Source organism: Microbacterium proteolyticum (assembly GCF_030818075.1).
In the GTDB taxonomy this organism is placed as follows: domain Bacteria; phylum Actinomycetota; class Actinomycetes; order Actinomycetales; family Microbacteriaceae; genus Microbacterium; species Microbacterium proteolyticum_A.
Genome location: NZ_JAUSZZ010000001.1, coordinates 1,214,352 through 1,241,323, shown reverse-complemented (window position 1 = coordinate 1,241,323; position 26,972 = coordinate 1,214,352). Strand labels below are relative to the sequence as shown.

The 26,972-nt window shown below is 70.8% G+C and carries 26 protein-coding genes and 2 riboswitches; of the genes, 10 read left to right on the top strand and 16 right to left on the bottom strand.

Annotated features, from left to right (window positions below):
* Positions 1-60: 60 nt before the first annotated feature.
* The 3 genes from QE392_RS05730 to QE392_RS05720 form a co-directional block, all read right to left on the bottom strand.
* Positions 61-840 (bottom strand): energy-coupling factor transporter transmembrane component T family protein, encoded by a 780-nt coding sequence (locus QE392_RS05730; RefSeq protein ID WP_307449277.1) that lies wholly within the window; start codon positions 838-840, stop codon positions 61-63.
* Complete coding sequence (locus tag QE392_RS05725; protein WP_307449274.1) at positions 837-2,315, bottom strand: ABC transporter ATP-binding protein; 1,479 nt, start codon at positions 2,313-2,315, stop codon at positions 837-839. Before QE392_RS05725 ends, QE392_RS05730 begins: the two co-directional genes overlap by 4 nt.
* The gene (locus QE392_RS05720) at positions 2,315-2,947 is read right to left on the bottom strand and encodes an ECF transporter S component (protein WP_307449271.1); all 633 of its coding nucleotides are present in this window, start codon (positions 2,945-2,947) and stop codon (positions 2,315-2,317) included. Before QE392_RS05720 ends, QE392_RS05725 begins: the two co-directional genes overlap by 1 nt.
* Positions 2,938-3,049: riboswitch (TPP riboswitch) on the bottom strand. Its footprint overlaps the gene before it by 10 nt.
* 36 nt (positions 3,050-3,085) lie before the next feature.
* Here QE392_RS05720 and QE392_RS05715 point away from each other — a divergent pair.
* The 6 genes from QE392_RS05715 (at position 3,086) to thiD (ending at position 9,735) form a co-directional block, all read left to right on the top strand.
* On the top strand, positions 3,086-4,963 hold the full coding sequence (locus QE392_RS05715) for a D-alanyl-D-alanine carboxypeptidase family protein (RefSeq protein ID WP_307449268.1): 1,878 nt from the start codon (positions 3,086-3,088) through the stop codon (positions 4,961-4,963).
* Between the two features lie 3 nt (positions 4,964-4,966).
* The gene (locus QE392_RS05710) at positions 4,967-5,323 is read left to right on the top strand and encodes a GntR family transcriptional regulator (protein WP_307449266.1); all 357 of its coding nucleotides are present in this window, start codon (positions 4,967-4,969) and stop codon (positions 5,321-5,323) included.
* Positions 5,324-6,028: 705 nt separating this feature from the next.
* Complete coding sequence (locus tag QE392_RS05705) at positions 6,029-6,694, top strand: SDR family oxidoreductase (RefSeq protein ID WP_307449262.1); 666 nt, start codon at positions 6,029-6,031, stop codon at positions 6,692-6,694.
* Positions 6,695-6,731: 37 nt separating this feature from the next.
* Positions 6,732-6,824, top strand: a riboswitch (TPP riboswitch).
* Complete coding sequence (gene thiM / locus QE392_RS05700; protein ID WP_307449258.1) at positions 6,816-7,637, top strand: hydroxyethylthiazole kinase; 822 nt, start codon at positions 6,816-6,818, stop codon at positions 7,635-7,637. It overlaps the preceding riboswitch by 9 nt.
* Positions 7,634-8,278 carry a thiamine phosphate synthase gene (thiE, locus tag QE392_RS05695; protein ID WP_307449253.1) on the top strand — a complete coding sequence of 215 codons (645 nt, stop codon included), beginning with the start codon at positions 7,634-7,636 and terminating at the stop codon, positions 8,276-8,278. The genes thiM and thiE overlap by 4 nt, the downstream gene beginning before the upstream one ends.
* On the top strand, positions 8,275-9,735 hold the full coding sequence (gene thiD, locus QE392_RS05690; RefSeq protein ID WP_307449248.1) for a bifunctional hydroxymethylpyrimidine kinase/phosphomethylpyrimidine kinase: 1,461 nt from the start codon (positions 8,275-8,277) through the stop codon (positions 9,733-9,735). Before thiE ends, thiD begins: the two co-directional genes overlap by 4 nt.
* Positions 9,736-9,784: 49 nt before the next feature.
* Here the strand turns inward: thiD and QE392_RS05685 are convergent, their stop codons facing one another.
* The 7 genes from QE392_RS05685 to QE392_RS05655 all read right to left on the bottom strand — a co-directional run bounded on the left by QE392_RS05685 (position 9,785) and on the right by QE392_RS05655 (position 17,928).
* A complete protein-coding gene (locus QE392_RS05685) occupies positions 9,785-9,967 on the bottom strand; it encodes a DUF5302 domain-containing protein (RefSeq protein ID WP_150955198.1) in 183 nt (60 codons plus the stop codon).
* 170 nt (positions 9,968-10,137) lie between these two features.
* Complete coding sequence (locus tag QE392_RS05680; protein ID WP_307449242.1) at positions 10,138-10,953, bottom strand: DeoR/GlpR family DNA-binding transcription regulator; 816 nt, start codon at positions 10,951-10,953, stop codon at positions 10,138-10,140.
* A 91-nt stretch (positions 10,954-11,044) separates the two neighbouring features.
* Positions 11,045-12,067 (bottom strand): substrate-binding domain-containing protein, encoded by a 1,023-nt coding sequence (locus tag QE392_RS05675; protein WP_307449238.1) that lies wholly within the window; start codon positions 12,065-12,067, stop codon positions 11,045-11,047.
* 57 nt (positions 12,068-12,124) lie between these two features.
* Positions 12,125-13,138, bottom strand: coding sequence for an ABC transporter permease (locus tag QE392_RS05670; protein ID WP_307449235.1), 1,014 nt, complete (start codon positions 13,136-13,138; stop codon positions 12,125-12,127).
* On the bottom strand, positions 13,135-14,676 hold the full coding sequence (locus tag QE392_RS05665; RefSeq protein ID WP_307449231.1) for a sugar ABC transporter ATP-binding protein: 1,542 nt from the start codon (positions 14,674-14,676) through the stop codon (positions 13,135-13,137). Before QE392_RS05665 ends, QE392_RS05670 begins: the two co-directional genes overlap by 4 nt.
* 119 nt (positions 14,677-14,795) lie before the next feature.
* A complete protein-coding gene (locus QE392_RS05660) occupies positions 14,796-16,298 on the bottom strand; it encodes an FGGY-family carbohydrate kinase (protein WP_307449229.1) in 1,503 nt (500 codons plus the stop codon).
* Positions 16,273-17,928 (bottom strand): glycerol-3-phosphate dehydrogenase/oxidase, encoded by a 1,656-nt coding sequence (locus QE392_RS05655; protein WP_307449225.1) that lies wholly within the window; start codon positions 17,926-17,928, stop codon positions 16,273-16,275. Before QE392_RS05655 ends, QE392_RS05660 begins: the two co-directional genes overlap by 26 nt.
* An 85-nt stretch (positions 17,929-18,013) precedes the next feature.
* On the opposite strand from QE392_RS05655, the gene QE392_RS05650 reads away from it, so the two are divergent.
* Positions 18,014-19,021 carry a tagatose 1,6-diphosphate aldolase gene (locus tag QE392_RS05650; RefSeq protein WP_307449222.1) on the top strand — a complete coding sequence of 336 codons (1,008 nt, stop codon included), beginning with the start codon at positions 18,014-18,016 and terminating at the stop codon, positions 19,019-19,021.
* A 78-nt stretch (positions 19,022-19,099) separates the two neighbouring features.
* Here QE392_RS05650 and QE392_RS05645 read toward each other — a convergent pair whose 3' ends face one another.
* From QE392_RS05645 to QE392_RS05630, 4 genes are all read right to left on the bottom strand, one after another.
* The gene (locus QE392_RS05645; RefSeq protein WP_307449219.1) at positions 19,100-20,026 is read right to left on the bottom strand and encodes a DnaJ domain-containing protein; all 927 of its coding nucleotides are present in this window, start codon (positions 20,024-20,026) and stop codon (positions 19,100-19,102) included.
* Between the two features lie 158 nt (positions 20,027-20,184).
* Positions 20,185-20,778, bottom strand: a complete 594-nt coding sequence (locus QE392_RS05640; RefSeq protein WP_307449214.1) for a hypothetical protein — start codon at positions 20,776-20,778, stop codon at positions 20,185-20,187.
* Positions 20,775-21,281, bottom strand: coding sequence for an LssY C-terminal domain-containing protein (locus QE392_RS05635; RefSeq protein WP_307449211.1), 507 nt, complete (start codon positions 21,279-21,281; stop codon positions 20,775-20,777). The genes QE392_RS05640 and QE392_RS05635 overlap by 4 nt, the downstream gene beginning before the upstream one ends.
* A gap of 323 nt (positions 21,282-21,604) precedes the next feature.
* Entirely contained in the window at positions 21,605-22,669 is a 1,065-nt protein-coding gene (locus tag QE392_RS05630; protein WP_307449208.1) for an enoyl-CoA hydratase/isomerase family protein, read from the bottom strand.
* Between the two features lie 109 nt (positions 22,670-22,778).
* Here QE392_RS05630 and QE392_RS05625 point away from each other — a divergent pair, with 109 nt between their 5' ends.
* Positions 22,779-24,011, top strand: a complete 1,233-nt coding sequence (locus QE392_RS05625) for an ABC transporter ATP-binding protein (protein ID WP_307449205.1) — start codon at positions 22,779-22,781, stop codon at positions 24,009-24,011.
* On the top strand, positions 24,008-24,826 hold the full coding sequence (locus QE392_RS05620) for an ABC transporter permease (protein WP_307449201.1): 819 nt from the start codon (positions 24,008-24,010) through the stop codon (positions 24,824-24,826). The genes QE392_RS05625 and QE392_RS05620 overlap by 4 nt, the downstream gene beginning before the upstream one ends.
* A 10-nt stretch (positions 24,827-24,836) precedes the next feature.
* Here the strand turns inward: QE392_RS05620 and QE392_RS05615 are convergent, their stop codons facing one another.
* Together QE392_RS05615 and QE392_RS05610 are read right to left on the bottom strand one after the other, a co-directional pair.
* Entirely contained in the window at positions 24,837-25,208 is a 372-nt protein-coding gene (locus tag QE392_RS05615) for a DUF7882 family protein (RefSeq protein ID WP_307449198.1), read from the bottom strand.
* Between the two features lie 287 nt (positions 25,209-25,495).
* Positions 25,496-25,813, bottom strand: a complete 318-nt coding sequence (locus QE392_RS05610; protein ID WP_307449195.1) for a hypothetical protein — start codon at positions 25,811-25,813, stop codon at positions 25,496-25,498.
* A 119-nt stretch (positions 25,814-25,932) separates the two neighbouring features.
* On the opposite strand from QE392_RS05610, the gene QE392_RS05605 reads away from it, so the two are divergent.
* The gene (locus QE392_RS05605; protein WP_307449192.1) at positions 25,933-26,898 is read left to right on the top strand and encodes a helix-turn-helix transcriptional regulator; all 966 of its coding nucleotides are present in this window, start codon (positions 25,933-25,935) and stop codon (positions 26,896-26,898) included.
* Positions 26,899-26,972 lie beyond the last annotated feature (74 nt).

The window sequence follows — 26,972 nt, the reverse complement described above, 5'->3', positions numbered from 1 at the left end:
GGCGACACGCGGACCCGGGGATCGCTGCGCGTCGGCCCTGAGGCGGCGCCAGGACCCACGTCACGACCCGACGACGCGGAACGCCCCCGTCATCACCGCCGCGCCGAGCGCGACCGCCATCAGCAGGACCGCACCACCGACGGCGACGGCATCCCGAGACGACAACCTCGACGGACGCGCCCACGTGCGCTCGATCCCCGACCCGAAGCCGCGGGCCTCCATCGCGGTGGCGAGCTTGGTGCCGCGGCGCACGGCGAAGACGAGCAGCACGAACGCCATCGAGAAGAACCGGCGCAGCGCTCCGCGGTCGCCGAGGCCGCGGGCGCGGCGGGCGAGGGCCATCGTGCGCCAGTCGTCGACGAACAGCCCGACCGTGCGGGCGCCGGCCAGGACGCCGAGCACGAAGCGGCTCGGCAGCTTCGCCACCTGCGCGAGCGCGTCGGCGAGTTCCGTGGGGTCGGTGCGCGCGAACAGCAGGATCATCGGCAGCGCCAGGGCGACCACGCGCAGCAGGACAGCGACCGCGAGGGCGATCGAGTTGTCGCTGACCGTGGCGAACAGGAAGGTGCCGTACACGGTGCCGCCCGGGCGCGCATAGAGCAGCATGCTGAGCCCGGCGACGGGGGCGAACAGTACGACGGGCAGCAGGCGCTTCATCACGGTGGCGTAGGCGACGCCGGTGAGTGGCACGCACAGCAACTCGAGCACGATCGCCGTGGCCGCGCTCACGGCGTCGATCGACACCACGAGCGGCACCGCGAGCACGATGACCACGGCGACCCTGGCGACCGGGTTCACGCCGTCGAGCCAGGCAGGGCGGGCGCTGACGAGGGCGGTCACGCCGCGCCTCCACCCGCGGTGCGCGGCACGGCGGCGGCGCCCAGGGCGACCCGGTGCTGCCCGAGGTGCCGCACCACGTCGGCGTCATGGGTGACGGCGATCACCGTGCGTCCGCGCTGGATCTCGCGCTGCAGCAGCGCGACGAGTTCGGTCCACCCGCGGCGGTCCTGCCCGAAGGTCGGTTCGTCGAGCACGATCACCTCGGGCGACGCCGCGAGCACCGTCGCCACCGACAGCCGGCGTTTCTGTCCGCCCGAAAGCGTGAAGGGGTTGGCGAGGGCGAGGGATGCCAGGTCCAACCGCTCGAGCAGTTCCTCGACGATCGCGTCGACCTGGACCGCCGGCATCCGCAGCGCCCGGGGGCCGACGGCGAGTTCGTCGCGCAGGGTCGAGGCGAGGAACTGGTGCTCCGGTTCCTGGAACACGGTGCCGATGCGCGTGAGCAACTCGGTGGAGCGCCAGCGCGAGGGGCGACGGATGCCGCGTGCGGCCAATGTCTCGGACGTCAGCACCTCGCCGGCCAGCTCGGGCAGCAGTCCCGCGAGGGTCAGCGCCAGAGTGGATTTGCCGGTCCCGTTCGGTCCCGTCACCACGGTCCCGGCACCTCGCGGCACGGCGACCTCGAGTCCGGAAGCGACGACCGTGCGCTTCTCGCGGCCGATCGCGAGCGCCCGGGCCGAGAGCACGGCATCCGGTGCCTCGAGAGGGGCGAGCACGGGAAGGTCGACAGGGCGGCCCGGCACCCACACGCCCGCCGCGGCGAGCGCATCGCCGTGCTCGGCGAACACCCGCGCGGGCGGTCCGTCGGCCAGCACCCCGCCACCCGGGGCGAGCACGACGACGCGGGTCATCAGGTCGGCCCAGACGTCGGTGCGATGCTCGATCAGGACGAGGGTCGTTCCGTCGGTGCGCACGACGTGCTCGACGGCCGCGCGCACTTCGGCAACCCCGTCGGGGTCGAGGTTGGCGGTGGGTTCGTCGAGCAGCAGCAGGCCCGGTCGCATCGCGAGCACCCCGGCGAGGGCGAGGCGTTGCTTCTGCCCGCCCGACAGCTCCTTGGTGGGGCGCTCGAGGGGCACGGTCAGACCCACGGATGCCACGGCCTCGGCGACCCGCCCCGCGATCTCCGCCGCGGGGACGCCGAGGTTCTCGCAGCCGAAGGCGACGTCGTCGCCGACCTTCGACAGCACGAGGCCCGCTTCGGGGTCTTGCAGCACGAGGCCGATCCGACCGCGCTGCGCCTCGGGCGCCTGGTCGTCGACCAGGATGCGGCCGGTGCGCTCGCCCTCGTCGCTGCCGCCGAGGAGGCCGGCGAGTCCGGCGAGCAGCGTCGACTTGCCGGCTCCCGAGGCACCGAGCAGCAGGACGCGCTCCCCGGCCTCGATGGTCAGGTCGACGTCACGCGTGGCGGGGAGCTTCCGTCCGGCATAGCGCCAGCCCCACCCCGCGACGTCGACGCGCGCGGGGCCCGTCATCAGACGTCGCGACGCGCTTCCCGGCCGACGGCGAAGCGGCTGAGTGCTCCGGTGGCGGCGAGGGCGCGCACGAGCAGCCAGCCGACGACCCCGGCGAGCAGGGCACCCGAGACGATGAGGGTGCCGAGGTAGATGAGGTTGAACTCGACCGACTTCTCGATGTTGGCCGACATGAACAGCTCGAGCACCCACGCGCCGACGCCGGCTGCGGCGCCCGAGAGCATCGCCACGGGCAGGGTGAATCGCAGGTACAGGAAGGCGAGGAAGATCAGCTCGGCGCCGAGGCCCTGCGCGAGTCCGGAGAAGATCGTCGTGACGCCCCAGACGTTGCCGATGAGCGCCGAGACGATCGCGGCGATCACCTCGACGAGCAGCGCCGCGCCGGGCTTGCGGATGACGAGGCCGCCGATCACGCCGCCGATCAGCCAGATGCCGACGGCGATGCCGCCGAGCCCGGGGGTCAGGCCGTCCATCGCCACGAACCACAGCCCGCCGACGGTGTTCCAGCCCCAGAAGACGAGACCGACTGCGACGCCGAGCACGGCGGCGACGACGATGTCGACGACCCGCCACGAGAAGCGGTTCGCGGATGCCACGGCGGGGGCCGTGCGGGCAGACGTGGACGCGTGCATTTCTACTCCTCCCTGCGCCGGCATGATCCGGATCAGGTTCGACGGTCGAAGCGTGGATCGCTTCCTCTCAGCCCGGCTCACCGGACTCCCGTGGTTGACGTGATGAGTATAGGGGCATGCCCGGGGTAGCGTGGGCGGGTGCACCAGCAGAACCCGGCCACGCGACGCGATTCGCGCCGCCCCGGGGAGGCGGAGCACCCCGATCCCGACATCGAGTCGACGGTGTCGACGAGGGATGCCGGCGCTCCCTCCCCCGCCGAGGCGACGATATCCCCGAGTGCGGGGCTCGAGACTTCGCAGGCGCCGTCCTCGCCCGTTTCGACGGCGGACGGAGCACCCGCCGAGCCCGCGCCGGCGGTCACCCCTGCCGGGGCCGCGGATCCCGCGCAGGCGACCCCCGCCGCCGGGGCCCCCGCGCCCGTTGCATCCGCAGCGCCCGCCGAATCCGCGCAGGCGGACTCCCCCGCCGGGGCACCCGTGCCCGCGGCATCCGCAGCGCCCGTCGAATCCGCGCAGGCGGACTTCCCCGCCGGGGCCGCGGCATCCGGAACGCCGACCCATCCCGCGCAGGCGTCGCCCGCCGCCGGGGCCCCCGCGCCCGCGGCGTCCGGAACGTCCCCCCATCCCGCGCAGGCGACGCCCGCCGCCGCGGCCCCCGCGCCCGCGGCATCCGGGGCGCCCGCCCTGATCGGCGCGCTGACCTGGGTCGATCCCGACGACGCAACCGATCTGCGACCCGCACCCGCGATGACCGGCACGAAGGTCTCGGCGCGCTCCGCCGACCTGCTGGCCGGGAGTCGGCGTCGCGTCTTCCGTCCGGCGACGGTGATCCCGCCGGTGCTGCTCGTGCTGCTGCTCGCCGCCTACGCGGCCGCGACCCTGCTCTGGCCGCTCGCCGCCATCGCGCCCACCACCCGTGCCGTCGGCGTGCAGCCGAGCGCCGCCCCCGCCGCGGAACCCGCGTGGCCGGCCGAGGGCGAGGCGGCGATCGCGATCGACGGGGTGCCCGAGACGCTGTCGACCGCGGCGGCGGCGCCCGAGTCCATCGCCAGCATCACCAAGGTCGTCACGGCGCTCGTCGTTCTCGACCGCCTGCCGCTCGCGCCCGGCGAGCAGGGACCGTCGTACGCCTTCACCCAGGCCGACAGTGCCGACTACTGGCAGTACCGCGCCCGCGGGGAGTCCTCGCTCGACGTCCCCATCGACGGCAGCCTCAGCGAACTGCAGATGCTGCAGGGCATGCTCATCGCCTCGGCGAACAACTACGCCCAGCGTCTGGCATCCGATCTCTTCGGAACGGATGCCGAGTTCTCGGTCGCCGCGAACCAGTACCTCGCCGAACGGGGCATCGAGGGCATCATGATCGTGAATCCCACCGGGATCGAGGAGGGCAACACCGCCACCCCGGCCGCCCTGATCGCCCTCGCCGAGCGCGCGCTCGCCAACCCGGTGATCGCGGAGATCGTGCGCACGCCCGAGCTCACGCTGCCCGGCGCGGGCACGTTCAAGAACGGCAACGCCCTGCTCTCGGACCCCGGTGTGATCGGGGTCAAGACGGGCACCCTCGACGCGTGGAACCTGCTCACCGCGAAGGACATCACGGTGGGCGACGCCACGGTCCGCGCGTACGCCGCGGTGCTCGGCCAGCCCGGACCCGACACCCGCAATCAAGCGACCCGCGACCTGTTCGCGCGCATCGAACAAGAACTTCAGCCGCGTCCCTCGGTGACGGCGGGCACCGTCATCGGCAAGGTCGAGACGCGCTGGAGCGACGACATCGACATCATCACCGCCTCCGACGCCACCGTGGTGCTGTGGAACGGCGGCACCGCGCAGACCTCCGCCCGCTTCGACCTGGGCCAGGCGACCGAAACCGGCGCGACGGTGGGTACCTTCACCGCGACGGGCCCGGTCGACGCCGACACGGTCGACGCGCGGCTGGCCGGCGAGATCGAGCCGCCGAGCCCCTGGTGGCGTCTGACCCACCCCCTCGACCTGTTCGGCCTGAACGACTGAGACATGAAGTTCTCCCTGGATGCCGCTTCCCCCACGCCGCCGTACGAGCAGGTGCGGGCGCAGGTGATCGCCGCCATCGACGACGGGTCGCTCGTCGCCGGGACGCGTCTGCCGCCCGTGCGCACCCTCGCAACCGAGCTCGACCTCGCCGCGAACACCGTGGCCCGGGCCTACAAAGAGCTCGAGGAGGCCGGCTACGTCGAGACACGCGGGCGCGCCGGCACGATCGTCCGCGGCGGCGATGCGGCGTCCGCGCGAGCTGCGCAGGCGGCCGAGGCGTACGCGGAGACGGTGCGCCGGCTGGGCGTCTCGCCAGCGGACGCGGTGGCGCTGGTGAAGGCGGCGCTCGGCGAGGAGTGACCTCGGCGGCTGGAGCGATGTGCCGCTGAGGCGGTCGCCCATCGATGCGCGACGGGGCGCCGGTCGCGGGCGGGCGGCGTGACGCTCCGCGATCCTCCGTCTGCATTTCGACGCCGGTGGTGAGTCCCTTTCCCCCTCTCGACGCCCGTGGCTGAGCCTGTCTGAGGCGCCGGCCCCCGTTCCGGCGCCGGTGGCTGGGTTTGTCGGAGCCGCTTTCCGCATGTCGGCGCTGGCGGCTGAGCCCGTCGAAGCCCCGTTCTGATCTCGGCGCTGGTGGCTGGGTCTGTCCGAGCCCCCTTTCCTCATGTGGGCGCTGGCGGCTGAGCCCGTCGAAGCCCCTTTCTCATCTCGGCGCTGGTGGCTGGGTTTTTCGGAGCCGCCGGCCCCCGTTCTGAATCAAGGAAGCAGCCCGCTGAATGGCACCGTTCCACCCGCGGTCGCACCCCTCCTCCACACCTCACCGGCTCGCTCCCGGTCAGAGGCCCTTTCTGGGGAGGAACGAGCCCCGCACCACCGCCACCGCCACCGCCACCGCCACCGCCACCGCCTCGAAGCCGCCGCCACCCGCGCAACCGCCACCATCGCCACCTCGAAGCCGTCGCCACCCGCGCAGCCGCCAGCAAGCACCACCCGCGCCCCACCATCGCCGCCCGCACACCGTCGCCACCCGCGCGCCGGCCGGAGCCGAAGCCATACCCTCGTCCTATGCCCCTCGCCCTCGTCACCGGAGCCGCACGCGCGAACAGCATCGCCGCCGCGATCCTCCCGCGCCTGCAGACAGACGGCTGGGACACCGTGACCAGCGAACTCGACACCGGCGACTACCCGTGCGACCTCGCCAGCCCCACAGCGCCCACCGAGCTCATCGAACGCGTCTCCCGCGAGCGCGGACCGATCCACGCCCTCGTGCTGAGCCACGCACATGGTGTCGAGTCCGGAATCCTCGACACCACCGCCGAGAGCTTCGACCGCCACGTCGCGGTGAACGCCCGCGCGACCCTGCTCATGATCGCCGCCTTCGCGCGACAGGTCGACGAAACCGGTGGCGCGATCATCGCCTTCACGAGCGACCACACCACGGGCAACCTCCCCTACGGCGCGTCGAAGGGTGCGCTCGACCGCATCGTCATCTCCGCCGCACGCGAACTCGGCCCGCGGGGCATCTCCGCCAACGTCGTCAATCCCGGCCCGATCGACACCGGATGGATGGATGCCGCAACCCGCGACGCCCTCGCCGGTTACCACCCGCTCGGCCGCTTCGGTACGCCCCGCGACATCGCCGGCATCACCGCGTTCCTCCTGTCCGACGAGGGCCGCTGGGTCAGCGGACAGCTCCTCCACACCGACGGCGGGTTCACCGCGCGGTTCTGAGCGGCCGACGAGGCCCGCTCGCCGTGCTAACGTCACCGGCAGTGACACGGGGTGCCCGCAAGGGGCTGAGAACACACCCGTTGAACCTGATCTAGCTCGTACTAGCGAAGGGATGTCGCGAATGGTCGTTCGCACGTCGTCGTCTCCGTCCACCCCCACCCCCGCTCTCCAAGCCGACCCGGCCCGGGCGCTAGAACGCCTCCGCGAGGCGTCACCGCTCACGCAGTGCATCACCAACGCGGTGGTGACGAACTTCACCGCCAATGCCCTGCTGGCGCTCGGCGCAGCCCCCGCGATGTGCGACATCCCGGGCGAAGCGGGCATGTTCGCCGGCATCGCCGGCGGCGTGCTCGTCAACCTCGGCACGCCCACCGCCGAGCAGCGCGACGCCGCCCGCGAAGCCGTCGCCGCGGGCACCCCCTGGGTGCTCGACCCCGTCGCAGTGGGCGCCCTGCCCGTTCGCACCGCCCTCGCGCACGAGCTGCTCGAGGCGCGTCCGGCGATCATCCGCGGCAACGCCTCCGAGATCCTCGCCCTCGCGGGCCTGGGCGCCGGCGGTCGCGGCGTCGACGCCACCGATACCGCCGATGACGCCCTCGACGCCGCCCGCGAGCTCGCCGCCCACACCGGCGGCACGGTCGCCGTCTCAGGCGAGACCGACCTCATCGTGGATGCCGGACGCACGGCGCGAGTGCCCGGGGGCAGCGCTCTTCTGACGAAGGTCACCGGCGGCGGCTGCGCCCTCGGCGCCGCGATGGCGGCCTTCGCAGCGGTCGTAGAACCCTTCGAAGCGGCACACGCCGCGAGCGCCGTCTGGGCGGTGGCGTCCGAGCGGGCGGCATCCCGGTCCGCGGGCCCCGGCTCGTTCGCCGTCGCGTTCCTCGACGAGCTCGCCGCCGTGCAGCCGCACGACCTCGTGGGCCGCGTGGAGCTCACGCGATGACAGACCTCTCCCTGCACCTCGTCACCGACCACCGCGTGCCCTTCGCCCGCCTGCGCGACATCGTCGATGAAGCGGTGAACGACGGCGTCACGGTCGTCCAGCTGCGCGACAAGGTCGCCACCGGCGGCGAGCTCTACGCCCGCACACTCGACCTCGCCGACGTCGTCGCGGGTCGCTGCGCCTTCGTCGTCGACGACCGCCTCGACATCGTGCTCGCCGCGCGCGACCGCGGCGCCCGCGTCGACGGCATCCACCTCGGTCAGAGCGACCTCCCCGTCGACGCCGCACGCGCGCTCCTCGGCCCCACCGCCCTCGTGGGCTGGACGGCGAACACTCCGGAACACCTCGCTGCCGCCGACGCGTTCGCCCCGGGGACCCTCGACTACCTCGGCGTCGGCGTGATCCGCGCGACCGACACCAAGCCCGACCACCCGCGACCGCTCGGCGTCGACGGGTTCGCCGAGCTCGCGGCATCCACCGCTCTGCCGTGCGTGGCGATCGGCGGGATCGACGTCGGCGACGTCGCCGCCCTCCGCGCCGCGGGGGCCGCGGGCGTCGCTGTCGTCTCGGCGGTGTGCGCGGCCGACGACCCGGGCGCGGTCGTGCGCGACCTCCGAGCGGCGTGGGCGAGCGCCGCGTGAGCGCCGCACAGCAGCGGGAAGCGAGCCCGCGCGTGCTCAGCATCGCCGGCACCGACCCCACCGGGGGCGCCGGCGTGCAGGCCGACCTCAAGTCCATCGCCGCCTTCGGCGGCTACGGCATGGCGGCGGTGACCGCGCTCGTCGCGCAGAACACCCTCGGCGTCCGCGAGGTGCACGTGCCGCCCACGGCGTTCCTCGACGCGCAACTGCGCGCGGTGAGCGACGACGTCGAGATCGACGCGGTCAAGATCGGCATGCTCGGTTCGGCCGACGTCGTCGCCACCGTCGCCGCCTGGCTCGCCGAGACGCAGCCGCGGATCGTCGTGCTCGACCCGGTGATGATCGCGACCAGCGGCGACCGCCTGCTCGACGCCGACGCCGAGCAGGCGGTGCGCACACTCTGCCACCGCGCCGACCTCGTCACCCCCAACCTGCCCGAACTCGCCGTCCTCACCGACCGACCCGTCGCGCGCACCTGGGACGATGCGGTCGCCCAGGCGCGCACCCTGGCCGAGACGGCCGACACCGCCGTGCTGCTGAAGGGCGGTCACCTCGACGGCGACCAGAGCCCGGATGCCATCGTCGACACGACCGGCGTCCACCCGGTGCCGGGCCGTCGCGTCGCCACCCGGCACACCCACGGCACGGGCTGCTCGCTGTCGTCGGCGATGGCGACCCTCGCCGCCCACGGCCTCCCCTGGCCCGCGGCGCTGGAACGCGCGAAGCGCTGGCTCACCGGCGCCCTCGAGAACGCCGAAGCCCTGCACGTCGGCCGCGGCAACGGCCCGATCGACCATCTGCACGAACTCCGCCCCCACATCGATCTGGGCCGCTCCTGGAGCGCCGGACGATGGGATGCCACGACCTCGACCCGTGCCGAGGTCGACGCGTGCGCGTTCGTGCGGGGACTGGCATGGGGAGACCTCGACCGCGACGCCTTCCACTGGTATCTCGGTCAGGATCTGCTATACCTGCGCGAGTACGCCCGCGTGCTGGCCCGCGCCGCGGCGCTCGCTCCGAACGTCGACGAGCAACGGTTCTGGGCGGCGGCATCAGTGTCGTGCCTGGTCGAGGAGGCCGCCCTGCACCAGTCGCACGTCGACCCGACGCAGCTCGAACCCGCACCATCGACCCTGGACTACACCGACCACCTGCATGCGGCATCGACCGCGGGGTCGTACGCCGTGCTGGTCGCCGCGATCCTGCCCTGCTTCGTGCTCTACACCGACATCGGCGCGCGCTGGCGCGGCACCTTCGCCCCCGACCATCCGTACGCCGACTGGCTCACCGCCTACGGCGACGAGACGTTCGCGGCGTCATCGGCCGAGGCGGCGACGATCGTGGATGCCGCCGCCCGCACGGCATCCGGAACCACTCGCGCCGCGATGGCCGCCGCCTACGATCGATCGATGGCATTGGAGCTGGCGTTCTTCGAAGCGCCACTGCGCCGGATCTGACACCCGCGCGCGTCGCCCGGTGGTGGCGACGCGCGCGGGTCAAGGCAGCTCAGCCGCTCTTGCGGCGGAACTCCCGCTTGGTGACCGCTCCGTGCGTGCCCTGCACGGCGGAGTGGCCGTCGAGGTGCGCCTGACCCGAGCGCTGCTGGCCGTTCTTCTTCTCCAGCGCTTCCTTGAACTTGCGCTTCATGTCGTCGGATGCCGAGGCACCCGAGGTCTCGTCGGTACTCATGCCTCCACCCTAGGCATCCCTTCGCGAGGGCGCAGGGCGTGTCCGACGTGACGGACCCCGCACCGCTGACGGCGACGGCGACGGCGACGGCGACGGCGACGGCGACGGCGGAGACAAGCAGGCCGAGCACCGCTCTCGGGTCCTCCTCTCACGCACCGCCGAGGGAACCCTCACCCACGCACGCGGGCGACCGTGAGATCCCTGGTGGTCTCCCGCAGTCTCGCGAGCCGCTCCGGGCTCAGACCGTCGTCGACGATCACGTGATCGAACTCGTTCAGACGCACGAGTGCGTGCAGAGCGCGCCGCTCGAACTTCGTGTGATCGACGGCGAGAATCCGGACGGCCGCGCTGTCGAACATGGCGCGCTTGACGTCGACGATGTCCTGCGTGTGGTGGTAGCACGTGTCATCGATGATCGCGGAGGTCGACATCACGAAGACGTCGGCGGCGACGCTGCGGATGGCGGTCGTGGTCATACTGCCCATGAACGAGTCGGACCAGCTGACGTAACGCCCACCGAGTCCGAGCACCGTCACGTCGCGCTCGGTGCGCAACGACTCCATCAGCGAGAAGTAGTTCGTCACCACGGTCAGCGGCGCCTTCTGCGGCAGCAGGGCGGCAAAGCGTGCGGTCGTGGTGGAGTCGTCCAGAAAGACGGATTGACCCGGGGCGATGAATTCCAGCGCGGCACGAGCCAGGGCATCCTTCTCGGCGCTTTGCTGATCACGACGGAACACGTCGCTGGCTTCGACGAGGCTCGATGACATCGCTGTCGCCCACCCGCGCGACTTGCGGAGGAGACCGCGCGTCTCCAGCTCGTCGAGATCGCGGTGGATGGTCATGAGGCTGATGTCGTAGTCCTCGGCCAGCACCTCGATGCGCACGGACCCCTCACGCAACACCTGCTCGGCAATCAGGCGCTGCCGCTCCCGTTGGCGGGACGCCTTCACGCCGGTCGCCCCCGCGCCGCCTTTCTCGGTGTTCACAACCTGGGCCCCATGTCTGGTCGTCGTGCAAGTCCGCATCCAATGTAACCGTCCCGGCAGCGCTGGTTCAGCGCCGCCGGGACGGCGGAGATCACTGCTTTTCGTTGGCGATGTCACCGGTTTCCAAGTTGGCGTCGACGAGAGCCGGCAGGCCTTTCAGGAAGGCGTCCTTCTCGGTGACGACGTTCGCGATGACCGCGTCGACGTTGTCTGAGGTGACCGGCGGCATGAGGTAGGTGTAGAGCGGCTCCACGCTCTCTCCCTTCGCGACCCGCTCAGCGACCGCCAGCCCCGCCGCCAGTTCGACACGCCCGTGCTGGAGCTGGGTTCCGATCATGCCGCCGTCCTTCACAGCATTCAATGCGTCCTCGATCCCGTCGATCCCCACGATCGGGATCGACAGTCCGGCCTCGCGAGTGGCCTGGAGAGCGCCGAGGGCCATGTCGTCGTTCTGCGCGATGATGCCGTCGATCTTGCCGGGGAAGGAGTTGAGCCAGGTGCGGGTGAGGTTGATCGAATCGTCGCGCGACCAGTTGCCCGCGTCCTCCGCCAGCACCGAGATGCCGGGGCTCTTGGCGATCGCCTCCTGCATGCCGTTCGTGCGGTTGATCTCGAACGAGCTACCGAGCGCCCCCTGGAGGATCACCACGTTCCCGGAGCCGCCGAGATGGTCGATCATCATCTGCGCCGCTTGGCTGCCCGCGACCACGTCATCGGGCTGCACGCTGGACGCCAGTGCGGAGGTGTCGTCGAGCTGAGCGTTCACGGCGATCACCGGGATGCCCTTCTCCTTCGCCAACGCGAGTTGCGGGGCGAGCGAATCGGGCTGGACCGGTGCCAGCAGAATGGCGTCGACGCGCTGGTTGATGAGCTGCTCCACCTGCGTGGCCTGGGTGTTCACGTCGAAGTCGGCGGCCTGCCAGAGCACGTCGATGTCGTTCGCTTCGGCGTAGGCGTCGACCCCCTCGTGCCCCTGGGTGATGAACGAGCTGTTGGCGTAGACCGACACGCCGATGCGCAGCGGTTGATCTCCGGCCGGCGCTCCGGATGCACAGCCGCTCACAGCGGTGGCTCCCAGGGCGAGCAGAGTCAGGGTGGAAAGCAGTTTCTTCATGTGACTTCCTTGTCTGTTTCGTGCAGAGGGGTGGGGTGGGGTGCTACCGGGGGCGAATCAGTGAGTCCTGCGACTGACGTAGACGTCGGCGGCGACGGCGGCTGCGATGAGCACGCCCTTGATCACCGACTGCCAGTAGGAGGGAACGAGCAGCAGGTCCATGCCGTTGTTCAGCGTCTGGATCAGGAGGAGACCGATGAGGGTGCCCCACACCGTCCCTCGACCACCCATAAGGCTCGCGCCTCCGATGACGACGGCGGCGATGGCATCCAATTCGTATCCCTGCCCGAGGCTGGGGGTTCCGGCGATGACGCGAGACGACAGGAGCACCCCCGACGCGGCGGCCAGGCCGCCGGAGATGACGTACACGCTCAACAGCACCGCCGAGACCTTGATGCCGGCGATACGCGAAGCCTGCGGGTTGCCGCCCGTGGCGTAGATGCGCGTGCCGTACACGGTCTTGCGCATCACCACCGCCAGGACGATGAAGCCCACGATCATCACGATCACCGGGAATTGCAGGCCGAGCACCTTGAATTTGGCGATGTCACCGTACGCGGCGGGGAGCCCGTTGATCGGAGCACCGTCACCGATGACGTATGCCAGGCCCGACGCGAGGGTGAGCATCGCGAGGGTGGCGATGAACGCGGGCACACGCAGGAAGGCGACGAGCGCTCCGTTGATGAGACCGACGAGGATGCCGCTGGCGACGGCGACGGCGAAGCCGATCCAGATCTGCTCGGGGTTCGCCCGGGCCCACCAGGCGGCGATCATCGCCGACAGTGCGATGGTGCTGCCCACGGACAGGTCGATCCCCCCGGTGAGGATCACGAGTGTCTGTCCGAAGGCGATGAGGGCGAACGGCGCTGCGGCGAGCAGGATGTTCTGGACGTTGTCGAGCGTCGCGAAGAGGGGGCTCGCCAGGGTGAAGTAGACGATGACCAGCACCATCACGAGCATCATCGCGTTCTTGATCGCGAAGATCTTGAATGCGCCCAGGCTGAAACGCGACCTGGACATCGCTGATGCCAACGCCTCGGTGGTCACAGGGGTGGAGGTCGGGGTGGTCATGCGCGGGTTCCTGTCTGCAGGCCGGCAGCGAGCCGGAAGATGAGGTCTTGGGCGTGGGGGCCGAGCTGTGTCGAATCCAGTTCGCCGACGACGCCCCCCTCGCGTAGAACGACGACGCGGTGGGCGAGACCGATGACCTCGGCCATGTCGGACGATGCCATGAGGACGGCGACACCTCGGGCGGCGAGCTCGGCGACGATGCGGTAGATCTCGCTGCGCGCACCGACATCGACGCCGCGGGTCGGCTCATCGAGCAGCATCACGGTCAGCGGATGGGTCAACCAGCGGCCCAGGACCACCTTCTGTTGATTGCCGCCCGACAGAGTGCCCACGCTCTGCCCGAGACTTGATCGTTTGAGGTTCAGGCTGTCCACGACCTCACCGAGGGTTGCGGTGGCGCGGGTGCGGTTCAGCCAGCCGGCCGTGGAGAACCCGTCGAGATGGGGAAGCATGCCGTTCTCGAGAATGCTCATCGACAGCACCAGTCCCGCGTTCTTGCGGTCCTCGGGGACGAAACCCACGCCCGCCGCGATGGCGCCGCGCGGATGTCCATCGGCGAGAACCGCCCCGCCGACCTCGACGCGGCCGCCGTCGCGTCGGCGTGATCCGAACAGCGCCTCCAACAACTCGGTGCGTCCTGCCCCGATCAGGCCCGCCAGGGCGACGATCTCGCCCGGGCGCACGTCGAGGGAGACGTCGGCGTCGAAGCCTTCTACGCGGATACTCCGGACCGACAGCGCCGGTCGAACCGAGGAGGAGACCGTCGCCTTCTCGGGGAAGAGCGCCTCCAACTCACGGCCGATCATGGCGGTGACGATCTGGTCGTCGGTGATGTCCGCGGCTCGTGCGTCCGCGATCAATCGGCCGTCGCGCAGCACGATGACGCGGTCTGCCAAGCGGCGGATCTCCTCCATCTTGTGCGTCGTGTAGACGATCGCCACCCCGGCATCGCGCAGCCGGTCCACGATCCGGTAGAACCGCTCGACCTCGCGTGTCGAGATCGCGGAGGTGGGCTCGTCGAGCAAGAGCACCTTGCAACCCGACGAGGTGTTCTTGATGATCTCCACGATCTGCTGCACCGCGACGGTCAGCTTGCGCATGGGGAGGACCGGATCGATGTCGACGTCGAAGTCGAGGAGCATCCGTCGTGCTTCTCGCCGTTCCGCCGCGCGGTCGATCGTGCCGAGGCGCGTGCGCAATTCCCGACCGAGGAAAATGTTCTCGTACACGGCGAGGTCGGGGACCGGGGCGAGCTCCTGGGGCACGATCGACACGCCATGACGGTGAGCGACCCCTGAGCTGTACCGGCCGATGCTCTCGCCGAACAGGGTGAGCTCCCCGGCATCCGGGCGCACCTGACCCGCGATGATCTTCAGCAGTGTCGACTTGCCGGCGCCGTTCTCGCCGGCGAGCGCGACGACCTCGCCGGGTGCGAGGTCGAGGTCGATGGACTTGAGAACGGGGATGCCGCCGAAGCCCTTGGAGATCGCGCGACAGGCGAACGCGGCGCGCGATGGGGACGGCTGGGAGAGGGACATCGGTCTAACTCCTTCTCTGGATTCGATGTGAGCGATGCGGAGATCGGTGCGTCAAATGTGATCGGCACCGGGATCGGTGGGAGGAACGGTCGGCGTGCCCGTCGCGTCGACGGTCGGCCTCAGCGGTGGATGGCAGACCAGACCGGACGCATTGCCTCGACCGTTCGCCGGTAGCGGGCGTAGTTCTCCGCGTGCGCTGCCACGCCGTCGGGGTCGGGGCTGTACACCGCCGGCACTCCGCCCGCGCGCTCGACGGCGTCGTCGAGGTCGGCGTAGACGCCCACGCCGATACCCGCGAGCATGCAGACCCCGAGGGCACCCGCCTCCGGCGTGGGAGCCACCCGAACCTCGCGCGCGAGGGCGTCGGCGAACATCTGACACCAACGTCCGCTGTTGGAGGCGCCACCGGTGAGGTGGATGCTCTCCACGTCAAAGGAGGTCAGCAGATCGTCGACGTGCCACCGGTGGTTGTAGACCACTCCTTGCATCACCGCTCGAAGGAGGTGCCCCCGCCGGTGCCATCCGCGCAGGCCCAGGAAGGTTCCCGAGGTGCGGTCCGCGAGGGGAGAGCCGTAGAGGAACGGAAGATAGATGACGTCGTCCGGATCGCCGGCGATCGCGGCGACCTCCTCCTCGACGAACGCGAACGCGTCCGTCCCTCCGGCGTCGCCCCTCACGGGTGCCGCGACCTCTCGGACGAACCACTCCATGTTCGTCGCGCTGGACGGCGACACGGCCTGATGGATCCAGATGTCGGGAACGACGAAGCTTCGCGCGTACCACCGCTCGCTCGTGCGCGGCGTCGAAGAGATCGCCTGGTTGATCGAGTACGTGCCGGCGATGAGCGACATCTGCCCCGGACGCACGGCCCCCGAGCCGATCGCCGAACAGTCGACGTCATGCGCTCCGGCCACGACGGGCGTCCCCGGGCGCAGTCCGAGTCGGCGCGCCGCGTCTTCGGTGACTGCTCCGGCGACCGCGGACGAGTCGATCAGGGGCGGCAGGAGCGACTCCCACTCGGCCAGCCCGTACGTGGCGAGGATGTCCGCGCTGTATCGCTGCGTGCGGGGATCGACGAAGGAGAGACTGGCCTCGGTACGGTCGGTCGAGACCGATCCGGTGATCCTCGCCTTCATCGCGTCTTTGCAGGTCAAGGCGTATCGTGCGCGAGCAAGGGTCTCCGGGGCGTTCTCGACGAACCAGCGCAGCAGTGATGCCGGGGTCGACGCGAACGGCGTCTGACCGCTCGACGCGAGCGCCCGTTCGAAGGTCCCGTCCTCCCGCCAGCGCTCCACGACATCGCGGGCGCGGGTGTCGAGCGAGAGGATCCCGGGGGCCACCGGCAACCCCGCTTCGTCGACGAGGTAGAGGCCGTCCCCGTGCGCGGTCACACCGACCGCCACGATGTCTTCGACGTCCACGCCGGTGCGGACCACGACGTCACGAACGGTGGCGACGATCGCTGCCCATACCGCGTCCTGGTCGCGCTCGACGAAATTCGGCTGCGGGCTGTGCGACGCCACGCGCCGCGTGGCTACGCCCACCTGCACGCCGTGTTCGTCGAAGATGACCGACTTCGTGACGGTCAGGCCGGCGTCAATTCCCAGCAGTAAACGCTCCAATGCGTTCACCTCTCTCCGTGTTGATCAGTCGTTCGATGTACGAGTGGTACTGCTCGATCTCCGCGGCGCGGCGCTGACCGTCCCACCCCGACAGCCTGGCCATGTGGTCCGCGATGCCATCGAGCAGCGGTACGCCCAGGTCGTTGTCCAAGCCGAGCATCGTGCGCCGAGCGAGGACATCGCGCAGGTGGACCGCCTGTTCCTCTCTCACCGCCAGCTCGACCTCCGCGAGCAGAACAGCATCCCCTCCCCTTCGGTTCTCGCCGACGAGATCGATCACCCGCTCGGCGCGGGACCCGTAGACATCCACCAGCCGGTCGACCTCGGCGCTGGCGAGGAAAGGTGCCCGCCGATGGATCGCCGCCCGCGCCTGTCGCGGCGTCTGAGCCGCACCGGGCAGCGGCACGGTGCGCGTGCGGGAGCGTCCCGTACGGCCGAGCCGCTTCATGACGGCATCGGTGGCATGTTCTCCGAGGGTTCGGAAGGTCGTCAGCTTGCCGCCGATCAGCGTGATCAGTCCCGGGTGCTCGGGCGCGTGGTCCTTCACGATGTGCTTGCGCGTGATCGTGCCCTCCGCGCCGTCAGGCTTGTACGGCAGCGGGCGCACGCCCGTGTACGCGAAGGCGACGCTGTCGCGCGTGAGCTCGGCGTCCGGGAAGACGGTGTTGGTCTCGGTCAGGATGTAGTCGATCTCCTCGTCGTCCGGCATCGCTCGATCGAGGTCGCCTTCGAACCGCTTGTCGGTGCTTCCGATGAGGCACCGATCCAGCCACGGGATGACGAGCACCTGACGACCGTCCGTCCGCGCTTCGTAGTAGACGCACTCGTCGGTCGGAGCACCCGGAAAGCGGTCGACGACGAGATGGGTGCCTTTGGTCCCGCCGTTCAAGCGGGTGGAACCCATCGGCGTGCCGGCGAGCACCTCGTCGATCCACGGCCCGGCGGCGTTCACGGTCACCCCCGCGCGGATGTCGAAGGTGCGATCGGTCTCCCGATCGCGCACGCGCGCTCCTGTGACCCGCCCGTCCTCGTACAGGAACGATTCCGCCCGCGTGTAGTTCGCGGCGCGGGCGCCGGCCGCAGTGGCCGCCAGCATCAGCTCCACGCAGAGTCGTTCGGCATAGGCGACCTGGGCGTCGTAGTACACGCCGGATCCGAGGAGACCTGTGCGGATGATCCCGGGTTCGCGCTCGATCGTCTTCGCCCGCGAGAGGATGCGGTGATTCGGGACGGACTTGCCCACCGAGAGCACGTCGTAGAGGAACATCCCCAAGCGAAGGATCACGGGCCCGTTCTGGTTGGTTCGGTAGAAGGGCATGATGAACGCGAGCGGCCGGACGAGATGCGGCGCGGCGTTCAAGAGCCACTCCCTGTCGCGGAGGGATTCGTAGACGAGGCCGAACTCGAGGTGCTCGAGGTACTTCAGTCCCCCGTGAACGAGTCGGGACGACCATGACGACGTGCCGCTGCCCCAGTCGTCCTTCTCGACGATGGCGACGCTCAGGCCCCGCAGCGCTGCATCCCACGCGGTGGCGAGTCCGTTCACGCCACCGCCGATGACCAGCAGATCGAACGTGCCTTCTTGCGCAGCGGAGAACAAAGCTCCCCGGTCGGCTGCGTGCTCGTGCATGTGGCTCCTTCGTCCTCCGCGACCACACCCACGTGGTCGCCACACGAAATATATAACACGTTTGCTGTTATAACCACCACTCAATATGCTCGATCTCACATTCGAAGACGAAAGCGAGAACACCATGACGCAGCCCACCCACCCGGGAATCACCCGCTCCCTCCAGCGGATCGCCGATTCCGACGGCTTCGTCCTGGTCTGCGCGGTCGACCATCTCGCGGAGTTCGAAATCCTGCTCGGCCCGGTGGGCAGTGTGCCGTATGCAGAGATCGTCGAAGCGAAGGAGGCAGTCGTCCGCGCGGTCGCGGGCGAGGTCTCCGCCGTGCTCCTGGACCCCGACTACGGCATCGGCCACCTGGTCGCGAGCGGGGCGGTTCCCCCGCACGTCGGAATCGTGGCGAGCCTGGAGGCGGAGAACTACGAGTTCCCCGACGGGCCCCGGGGATCGATCCTCCGTGAGGGGTGGACACCCGCCGACGCGGCCGCCGCAGGGGCGGATGCCCTGAAGTTCCTCTGGTTCTACCGCCCCGACCTCGACCCGACCGTCGCGTCCGCGCAGCGATCACTGCTCACAGCGACGCACCGCGCCGCCGCCGCGGCGGGCATCCCCCTCATCGTCGAGCCGATCTGGTACGCCGTGCAGGGCGAAGACACGGCCGACCCTGCCTGGCTCACGGCGCGGGCGGAGGGCATCGTCGCCTCCGCTTCGGAGGTGACAGCGCTCGGCTGCGATGTCCTGAAGGTGGAGTTCCCCGGCTCCGTCGCCACGGCGGACGACCGGGCTGCCGCGGAGGAGGTCTGCCGGCGCCTCGACGCCGCGATCACGGTTCCCTGGGTGATCCTGTCGGCAGGGGTCTCTTTCGACGCCTTCCTCGTGCAGGTGGAGATCGCCTGCCGCGCCGGCGCCAGCGGTTACATGGCCGGGCGGAGCGTCTGGGGCGATGTCGTCACGCAGGGTTCGACCGCGATCGCCCTCGAGCGGATTCGCGCCCTCAACGCGGTGACCCGCCGACACGGGCGACCGCTCGGCCTCACCGTTCCGCTCGATCGGGCGCTGGATGACCTGCCGCGCGGATGGTACCGCCGGGCATGATCCCCGGGACCGGCGCAGAACTCACCGAGCAGAGCGACGACGAGAGGGTCAGCGAGACGCCCCGTCCTGCCTCCTGGGTCAGACGTGGCGCACGCGCTGCTGCAGCCGCGTGCGGATGTCGAACAGCTCGGTTCCGCCGACCTCACGCGCACCTGTGATGCCGCGTCGCAACAGGGTCGTCAGGGCGCTGCGAGTGACGAGGGCGACGGGGGTGCCACGCACTTTGCCGAGCTCCGTGACGGCATCCAGGATCGCGTCGTCGGGCAGCACCACCATGGCTCCGCTGAAGCGGACCCCGGCTGCCCGGGCGATCACGCGGGCGCGCGACACCAACTCGGTCACCGGCGCACCGATGATATTCGGCCCGGTGATCTCACCGCGGCGCACCCCCACCGGCCCGCCGAAGTCCTCGCTCAGCAGCGCATACAACCCGCTGGGCCCGAGCACGAGGTGATCGAGCTTCTGCTCGGGGTCGCGCCCGTCACGGTCGGCGAAAACGTCGTGCCACACCGTGTACCCCATGCCCAGTTCGGACACGAGCCGGGCGGTCTCCTCCTCGGCGAGCGCATCGGCGAGGATGTGCCGGATCTCCGGCGGCGCCGACCGCACGAGCGCCGGGTCGTACGGGTCGGCGATGTCGACCCCGCGACCCACCCACTCGCGGATGAGTCCGAGGTAGCGCTCGCGGCGCCAGCCGCCGGGGTGGCCGTACGCCCGCGCGCGCGGACGCGTGTCGGTCGGGCGGGAGGGGGCGGATGCCGTGGCCGCTCCACCCCATTCGCCCGGCGCCGTTCCGCGGCCGCGGTCATAGGCGCTGCGCGCTTCGGGCGTTCCGACGAGCTCCCACGCACGCTGCACCTGGACGAACAGCGCGGCGTCGCCGCCGGTGTCGGGATGCGTCTCGCGCAGACGCAGGCGATACGCCCGGCGCAGGCCCTCGTCGTCGATGTCGACCGCGACACGGAGCACCTCGTATGCCGAGGACGACATGGGACTGTCGAACACGTACGTTCTTCCGTTCTGCCGCCCGGGTGCGCGGCGCCTCTCAGGCTAACCCGCCGTGGCTGTGCGCGGCCCGAGGCGATGGGAAGCGACCCGACCCGCCACGACATGACGACACGAGAACAGGGGGATGCCACCAGGACAGGCCGTTCCGCGCCGGATCACCCTGTTCGCGTCGCATCGCCTGTTCTGGTCGCACCCTCACGCGCTCGCATGACGCCCCGCCGCCGGCGCCCCTCATCGCGCCGGGCGTAGGCCGCGGCATCCCGACTCGACAGCGCCAGCAGCACCAGGATGTCGAGGCTCAACGTCAGCAGGGTCGTGCCGACCGTGATCTGCTGCCCGTACGCCCACCACCCCACGAAGTTCGCGCTGATCGACGCGACCGACAGCAGCATCACCAGCACGCGCGCGAGGTTGCCACCGAACAGGATCAGGATGCCGAACACCACCTGCACCACGAAGACGCCACCGAGCACGGCGAGGAACACCGTCGTCCCCACGCCCAGGTCACTGACGGTCAGGTCGAGTGGCTCGTCGGCGTTTCCGCTCGCCGCGCCCGCGACGGCCCGCAGCCACGGCGGCAGCGAGAACGCCACGCTCACCGCCCACAACGCCCCCGCGACGGCGCGCAACAGCACGAGCACGCTGCCCGCGACCGTCGAGACCGGCCGGCGCATCGCAGGGTCGGCCGTGGGGGGATCGAGCGGCGGCTCGAACGCCGGGCGCTTCTCGGGACGTCGCTCCTCCCTCACGACGACACCCCCGTCCTGACCCCGCGCACGTCGATGATCGGCAGGTCGCCGTCGGTGGTGATGGTGTCGCCGCCGCCGTTTCGCGAGTGGTACCCGGTGGCGAAATCGCGGATGACGTCGACCTCGACGCCGGGGAGGTCGCGGACGGTGCCGACGATGTGATCGCGTTCGATGTCGGTGTCGGCGTCGATGCGGTGGGTCACCTGCAGCGTGAACAGCGATAGACCGACCGCGCGATCGAAGGTGCCCGCGGCGAGCCAGTCGACCCGCCGCCCACCGGGCAGCAGCCACCCGTCGGGACACTTCCACAGGCGCACGTGATGCCGCTTCGCCGGGGAGCCCGCCACCTCCTGCTGGTAGGCGAGGTCCTGCATCCGCCCGAACAGGAACAGCGGGCTCACCGGAGCACGCGGGTAACTCCGCCGCCGCAGGGTCGACGCGATGATGCGCCACGACGAGCGCAGGCTCACGGGATCGGCGGGGATCCATCCGGCCGCGGCCATGACGGCTTCGACGTTCTCGCGCGGCCCCCCGCATCGCGAGGTTCACCGGGTCTCCGAGCAGACCGTCGGAGGTGCGGGTGCGGCCCATGAAGTAGTCGGGCACGTAGATGGCGGTGAGGATGCGGTGCAGGCGAGGCAGTGCGAGGTAGGCCAGCAGCACCCAGAACGCGATCGCCATGAGCACCCCGCCCCAGCCGAGCGAGAACGACTCGGTGAGGCTGAGGTAGGCGAGCCAGATCGCGGCGACGCCGCCGAAGACGAAGAAGAACCCGTCGAGGGCTCGACCGATCGACCAGCGACGCCGCGGCGAGGTCATGGCACCGTCACCACAGCGCCGGCTCGGGTTCGTAGGCGAACGCCTCGGCGACGCGGTCGGCGGGGAGGTCCTCGATCCGCGCGGGCGACCACGACGGCGATCGATCCTTGTCCACGAGCTGCGCGCGGATCCCCTCGACGAGGTCGGGCTGCGTGAACGCGAACCAGAGCACGAGGCCGTACTCCTGCGCGAGCGCAGCCCGCAGCGACGGCAGCTCGCGCGCCCGCCGCACGGCCTCGAGCGTCACGGCCAGCGCCGTCGGGGCGGATGCCGCCAGCAGCTCGGCCGTCTCACGGGCCTCGGCCTCGTCACGCGCACGCAGGCGCTCCAGGATGCCGGGGACGTCAGCGGCCGAGAACGCATCGTCGATCCACTCCCGCGCGGTCTCCAGCCGCGACGGTTCCGGCGTCTCGTCGAACAGCAGCACGAGCTCGGTCGGGCTGGACGGATCGGCGCGGTTCTCGAGCGCCTCGTACAGCGCCTCGAGGTGGGCCACCGGCACCATGTGGTCGGCGAAGCCGGCGTACAGCGCGTCACTGGCATCCATCGTTCCGCCCGTGAGCGCGAGGTACTCGCCAATCCGACCGGGGGCGCGACCGAGCAGCCAGGATCCACCGACGTCGGGGGTGAAGCCGATGCGCGTCTCGGGCATCGCCAGGCGCGAACGCTCGGTGACGATGCGGATCGCGGCGTGGCCGGCCAGACCGATCCCCCCGCCCATGCACACGCCGTCGGCGATGGCGACGATCGGCTTCTTCGAGGTCGCGATGCGGTGATCGAGGGCGTACTCCTCGCGGAAGAACGCGTGCACCTCGTCGACCCGGCCGCCGACGATCATCTCGTGCAGTGCGCGCACGTCGCCGCCGGCGCAGAAGCCGCGATCGCCCGCCCCGTCGAGGAGCACGACATCGACGTCGGTGTCGCTCTCCCACCGGTCGAGGGTGAGGTGCAGCGCACGGATCATGTCGAGGTCGAGCGCGTTGATCGCCTTCGGCCGGTTGAGCGTGAGGTGGCCGAGGCCGCCCCGCCCGCCGACCAGGACGCCGTCGTTCTCGGTTCGCTCTGCGTGCACGCTGCCACGTTACACACGACGCCCGCGCCGCCTCGCCCCTCGCGAGGATGCGTTTTCGGCTCCGGATCGGGGAAGATGGGCGGAACGTCTGCCGAAGGAAAGGGGTCGCATGCCCGACGGACAGGTGCTCGAACTGGTCGGCCTCACCAAACGATTCGGGGCGATCTCGGCGGTCGACGGCCTGACCGCCCGCGTCGAGCCCGGGCAGGTGACCGGCTTCCTGGGCCCGAACGGCGCCGGCAAGACCACCTCGTTGCGCATGCTGCTGGGCCTCGTGCGGCCCACCTCGGGCACGGCCACCGTCGGCGGTCGGCCGTACAGCGAGCTGGCGTCGCCGCTGCGTACCGTCGGCGCTGCCCTCGAGGCATCCAGCTTCCACCCGGGACGCTCGGCCGCGAACCACCTCAAGGTCTATGCGCGGGCGGCGAGCCTGCCCACCACCCGCATCGACGAGGTGCTCGGCCTCGTCGGTCTCGCCGATGTCGCCGGCCGGCGCGTCGGCGGCTTCTCGCTCGGCATGCGCCAGCGCCTGGGATTGGCGACCGCGCTGCTCGGCGACCCGGGCGTGCTCGTGCTCGACGAACCGGCGAACGGACTCGACCCCGAGGGCATCCGCTGGATGCGCTCCCTGCTGCGCCACCTCGCGGAGGAGGGGCGCACGGTGCTCATCTCGTCGCACCTGCTCGCCGAGGTGCAGCAGACCGTCGACGCGCTGCTGATCATCTCCCGCGGACGCCTCGTGTTCCAGGGCGGCATCGAAGACCTCGCCGACCCCGACGAGTTCGCCACCGTGGTCGACTCGCTCGACCGGGAGGCCCTGTCGCGACTGCTCGACGACCGGGGCATCGAGCACCAGCTGCTGCGCAACGGCTTCACGATCCGCCACCACGACCCGGTCGAGATCGGCGCTCTCGCCGCGGGCGCCGGCATCGCGCTGTCGAACCTGCAGAGCAAGGGCGCGAGCCTGGAGGACATCTTCCTCGAGCTCGTCAGCGGCGTGCGGGTGCACGCCAGCGCCGGCGGGGTCCCGGCCGCGGTCGCGGCGGCGGGTCCCGAGACGGATGCCGGGCAGGTTCCGGATGCCACCGGGTCGGCGCCCCCGCCGGCCGCCGCCACCGACACCCCGGCATCCGACGACACCACAGACGCCGACGCAGACGACGCCGACGCCGATGCGCGCCCCTCCACGGCACTGGTGGCGGTGATCCCCGCGCCGCGGCCGGCGCGCGCCGCCGCACCCCCGCCGGACGGCGGCCCACGCCCCTCGTACTCCGTCGCCTCCACGGGCGTCATCGACATCGTCCCCTCCGCCGCACCCGATGAGACGGAGGCACCGCGATGAGCCTTGCCGCTGCGACCCGCTCCGAGTACACCAAGCAGTTCAGCACCGCGGGCTGGTGGGTGCTGGGCATCGTGCTCGTCGCCTACGTCGCTTTCACGGCGGGCGTCCTGGCGTTCGTGTTCGGCGGGGTGGCATCCGGTCAGCTGTCGGGGGCGCGCGGCCCCGCGCCGTCCGTCGACGGCATCACGGGCCTCATCTACAGCTCGGCGACCGCGGTGGGCTATGTCTTCCCCCTGCTGGTGGGAACCCTCATGGTCACGACCGAGTTCCGCCACAAGACCCTGACGCCGACCTTCCTCGCGACCCCGCGCCGCGGGGTGGTGCTCGTGGGCAAGTTCGTCGTCGCCATCGCGGTGGGTCTGCTCTACGGCATCCTCGGTTCGCTCGCCGCCGTCGGAGCCGGTGCGGCGGTGCTGAGCATCTTCGGGATCGACGTGGCCCTGACCACCGCCGACACGTGGGAGCTCGTCGGGCGGATGCTGCTGGCCTTCGCGCTCTGGGCGCTCGTCGGCATCGGCGTCGGCACCGTCGTGCGCAACCAGGTCGCCGCGATCGTGATCGTGCTCGCCATCACGCTGTTCGTCGAGCCCATCGTGCGCACGGCCGGGGGGCTCGTCGAGGGTTTCGCGGGCGTCGTGAAGTGGTTCCCGAGCGCGGCGAGCGACGCCCTGGTCGGACAGACGATCTTCGGCGTCATGGGCATGGCCGGCGGCGACACCCTCGACTGGTGGGCGGGCGGTCTCGTGCTGCTCGGCTACGCGGTGGCGCTGGTCGTCATCGGCCTGCTGACCACCTGGCGCCGCGACGTCGACTGAGCGTCCGGGGTCAGGGCGTCACCGGCGCGTGCCGGGGAACCTGCATGAACACCATCTCCTTCACCGGCTCCGGCGGTCGGATCGGGCCGTCCGGCTCGGAGACGACGTACAAGCCGCGCCCGGAGTTGGCGTTGTAGGTCAGGACGTGCAGCCACGCGGGGTTCAGCTGCGGGGTGCGCCCACCGTGGAACTTGAAGACGAGTGACACTCCGGAGTGGATGTAGACGCAGGTGCGCCCGCCGCCCGTGCTGATGTCGTCCTTCCAGGTGAAGGTGAAGGTCTCACCGCGTCGCACCTTGGCCATGATCACGGCCTGCAGATGTGCGAGAAGACGATCCTCGAACTCCACCTTGATGTTCGAGTCGTAGATGAACTTGCCCATGATCCCTCCTCGACGCCCGACTCTGCGAGGGTGGCGAGTGTCGCCCAGCGAGCGCCTGTCCACCACATTCGAAGAGCGGGTCCGGGCTGGACTATGCCCTTGCGCGAAGGGTCCTTTCGTGATCGGCCGCCGTACGGGCCGCGCTGCGGGCGAGCGAGAACTACCGCAGGCAGGAACCACCCCGCAAGCGGGATGCGCGGGACGCTGCGGTGCGGGAGCGTGAGACATGACACAGGCGAGGAGGCATCGTGGACACCGTGCCGGGTCTTGGTCGACGAGCGACGCGCTCAGGGGCCCAGCGACTCCGAGGGCCGCGTCCGCGCTGCGGCGAGCCGCACCTCGTCGCATCGTCGCTGCAGCTCGAACAGCGCACTGTCCTCGCCCGCGAGCGTCCCGGCTTCGGTGCGCGGGACCGTCACCGCGGCCAGTGCGAGGTGCGCACCCACCAGCAGCGTGCAGTTCGTGGTCTCCCCGTCGACGATGACCGGGAAATCGACGGTGTCGGTGCGTCCCTGGTCGGCGAGAAGAGACGCGTAGAGGAAGAGCTGCCGGGCGATCGCGTTGGTGGTGAGGACCGATCCTCCGCTGACGAAGATCCCGCGCATGACCGATGCCCCCTCCGATGCGGACAGTGTCAGCTTGCCTCACCACCGGGCGCAGGGGGGTTGCGGTTTTCGAAAACATCTCGCTTCCCCGCCGTGCGCGCGTCGATCGGGCGTCAGCCATGACGGCGCTGCGATCCCGGACGTTCGCCCGCAACGGCGACGAGGTCGAGGCACGCCTGCGCGCGGAGTACGGCGACTACCACGTGCGCGATCCCGAAGCCACGATGAGCGACGACATCGTCCGCCGGCCCGAGTTCCTGCTGAACCGGGTGACGTTCAGCGGAACGGTGGGGATGACGGTCACCGCGGGGTCGTACGTCTCGCTCGGCGCGGCGACCGGCATCTGCCGATGGAGGACGCGGAAAGAGCAGGGGGATGCCGCGGTATCGGCCTACCTGGTCCTGCCCGGTGTGGCGACGACCGTGGAGATCACCGACAGTGTCGGCGCCGGTATCAGCTTCCTTCCCGAGGCCTTGCAACGGATGGTTCAGCGGATGCACGCCGACGACCGCCTGACCCTGACGTTCGACAGCAGCCACCCGCGCGCTCCCGACAGCGGGCGGATGCTGCGCGACATGGTCCAATTCGTCGTCGCGGAGCGCGAGGCGGTCTGGGAGAGCGATCTCGTCGCCGCGGCGATGTACCGCCACGTCGCGGCGCGCATCATCGAGCTCTTCCCGCAGCGGAACGAGCCCGTCAGCCGCCCGGTGACCTCGCGCTCGCTCCTCAGCGGGTACCGCCGGGCCATGCGCTACATCGACGACCACGCCTCGCTCCCCCTGACGGTGGAGGACATCGCCGAGGCCGCGGGGCTGCCGACCACTCAGCTCGACGTCGCCTTCCGGTGGCACTCGCCCGGCGGGCGGTCGACCGGCGAGGTGCTGCGCGACGTGCGCCTCTCCGCCGCGCACCGCGACCTGCTGGCGGCGGGTCGCGACAACACCGTCCACGCGGTCGCCGTGCGCTGGGGCTTCACCCCCGCAGGCTTCACCCGCGCGTACCGCGGCCATTTCGGCCTCGACCCGTCGGAGGTGCGCGACGGCGGCCGGCGCCGACGGCCCGATCAGCCGCGAGACACCGCCTAGTCCGTCCCCCGAGCAGCGAAGGTCGATCGCGGGCCCGCCCTGCATTTGGCGTGGCCCCCCGCAGCGGCGAGAAT

Bases quoted from the DNA above. Each gene is read 5' to 3' on its own strand.
- QE392_RS05610 (WP_307449195.1), bottom strand. From the start codon at position 25,813: ATGCGCGGGATCTTCGTCAGCGGAGGATCGGTCCTCACCACCAACGCG.
- QE392_RS05675 (WP_307449238.1), bottom strand. From the start codon at position 12,067: ATGAAGAAACTGCTTTCCACCCTGACTCTGCTCGCCCTGGGAGCCACC.
- thiM (WP_307449258.1), top strand. From the start codon at position 6,816: ATGGTCGTTCGCACGTCGTCGTCTCCGTCCACCCCCACCCCCGCTCTC.
- QE392_RS05705 (WP_307449262.1), top strand. From the start codon at position 6,029: ATGCCCCTCGCCCTCGTCACCGGAGCCGCACGCGCGAACAGCATCGCC.
- QE392_RS05665 (WP_307449231.1), bottom strand. From the start codon at position 14,676: ATGTCCCTCTCCCAGCCGTCCCCATCGCGCGCCGCGTTCGCCTGTCGC.
- QE392_RS05710 (WP_307449266.1), top strand. From the start codon at position 4,967: ATGAAGTTCTCCCTGGATGCCGCTTCCCCCACGCCGCCGTACGAGCAG.
- QE392_RS05625 (WP_307449205.1), top strand. From the start codon at position 22,779: ATGCCCGACGGACAGGTGCTCGAACTGGTCGGCCTCACCAAACGATTC.
- QE392_RS05670 (WP_307449235.1), bottom strand. From the start codon at position 13,138: ATGACCACCCCGACCTCCACCCCTGTGACCACCGAGGCGTTGGCATCA.
- QE392_RS05615 (WP_307449198.1), bottom strand. From the start codon at position 25,208: ATGGGCAAGTTCATCTACGACTCGAACATCAAGGTGGAGTTCGAGGAT.
- QE392_RS05620 (WP_307449201.1), top strand. From the start codon at position 24,008: ATGAGCCTTGCCGCTGCGACCCGCTCCGAGTACACCAAGCAGTTCAGC.
- QE392_RS05685 (WP_150955198.1), bottom strand. From the start codon at position 9,967: ATGAGTACCGACGAGACCTCGGGTGCCTCGGCATCCGACGACATGAAG.
- QE392_RS05650 (WP_307449222.1), top strand. From the start codon at position 18,014: ATGCTCGATCTCACATTCGAAGACGAAAGCGAGAACACCATGACGCAG.
- QE392_RS05635 (WP_307449211.1), bottom strand. From the start codon at position 21,281: ATGGCCGCGGCCGGATGGATCCCCGCCGATCCCGTGAGCCTGCGCTCG.
- QE392_RS05720 (WP_307449271.1), bottom strand. From the start codon at position 2,947: ATGCACGCGTCCACGTCTGCCCGCACGGCCCCCGCCGTGGCATCCGCG.
- QE392_RS05725 (WP_307449274.1), bottom strand. From the start codon at position 2,315: ATGACGGGCCCCGCGCGCGTCGACGTCGCGGGGTGGGGCTGGCGCTAT.
- QE392_RS05605 (WP_307449192.1), top strand. From the start codon at position 25,933: ATGACGGCGCTGCGATCCCGGACGTTCGCCCGCAACGGCGACGAGGTC.
- QE392_RS05655 (WP_307449225.1), bottom strand. From the start codon at position 17,928: ATGCACGAGCACGCAGCCGACCGGGGAGCTTTGTTCTCCGCTGCGCAA.
- thiE (WP_307449253.1), top strand. From the start codon at position 7,634: ATGACAGACCTCTCCCTGCACCTCGTCACCGACCACCGCGTGCCCTTC.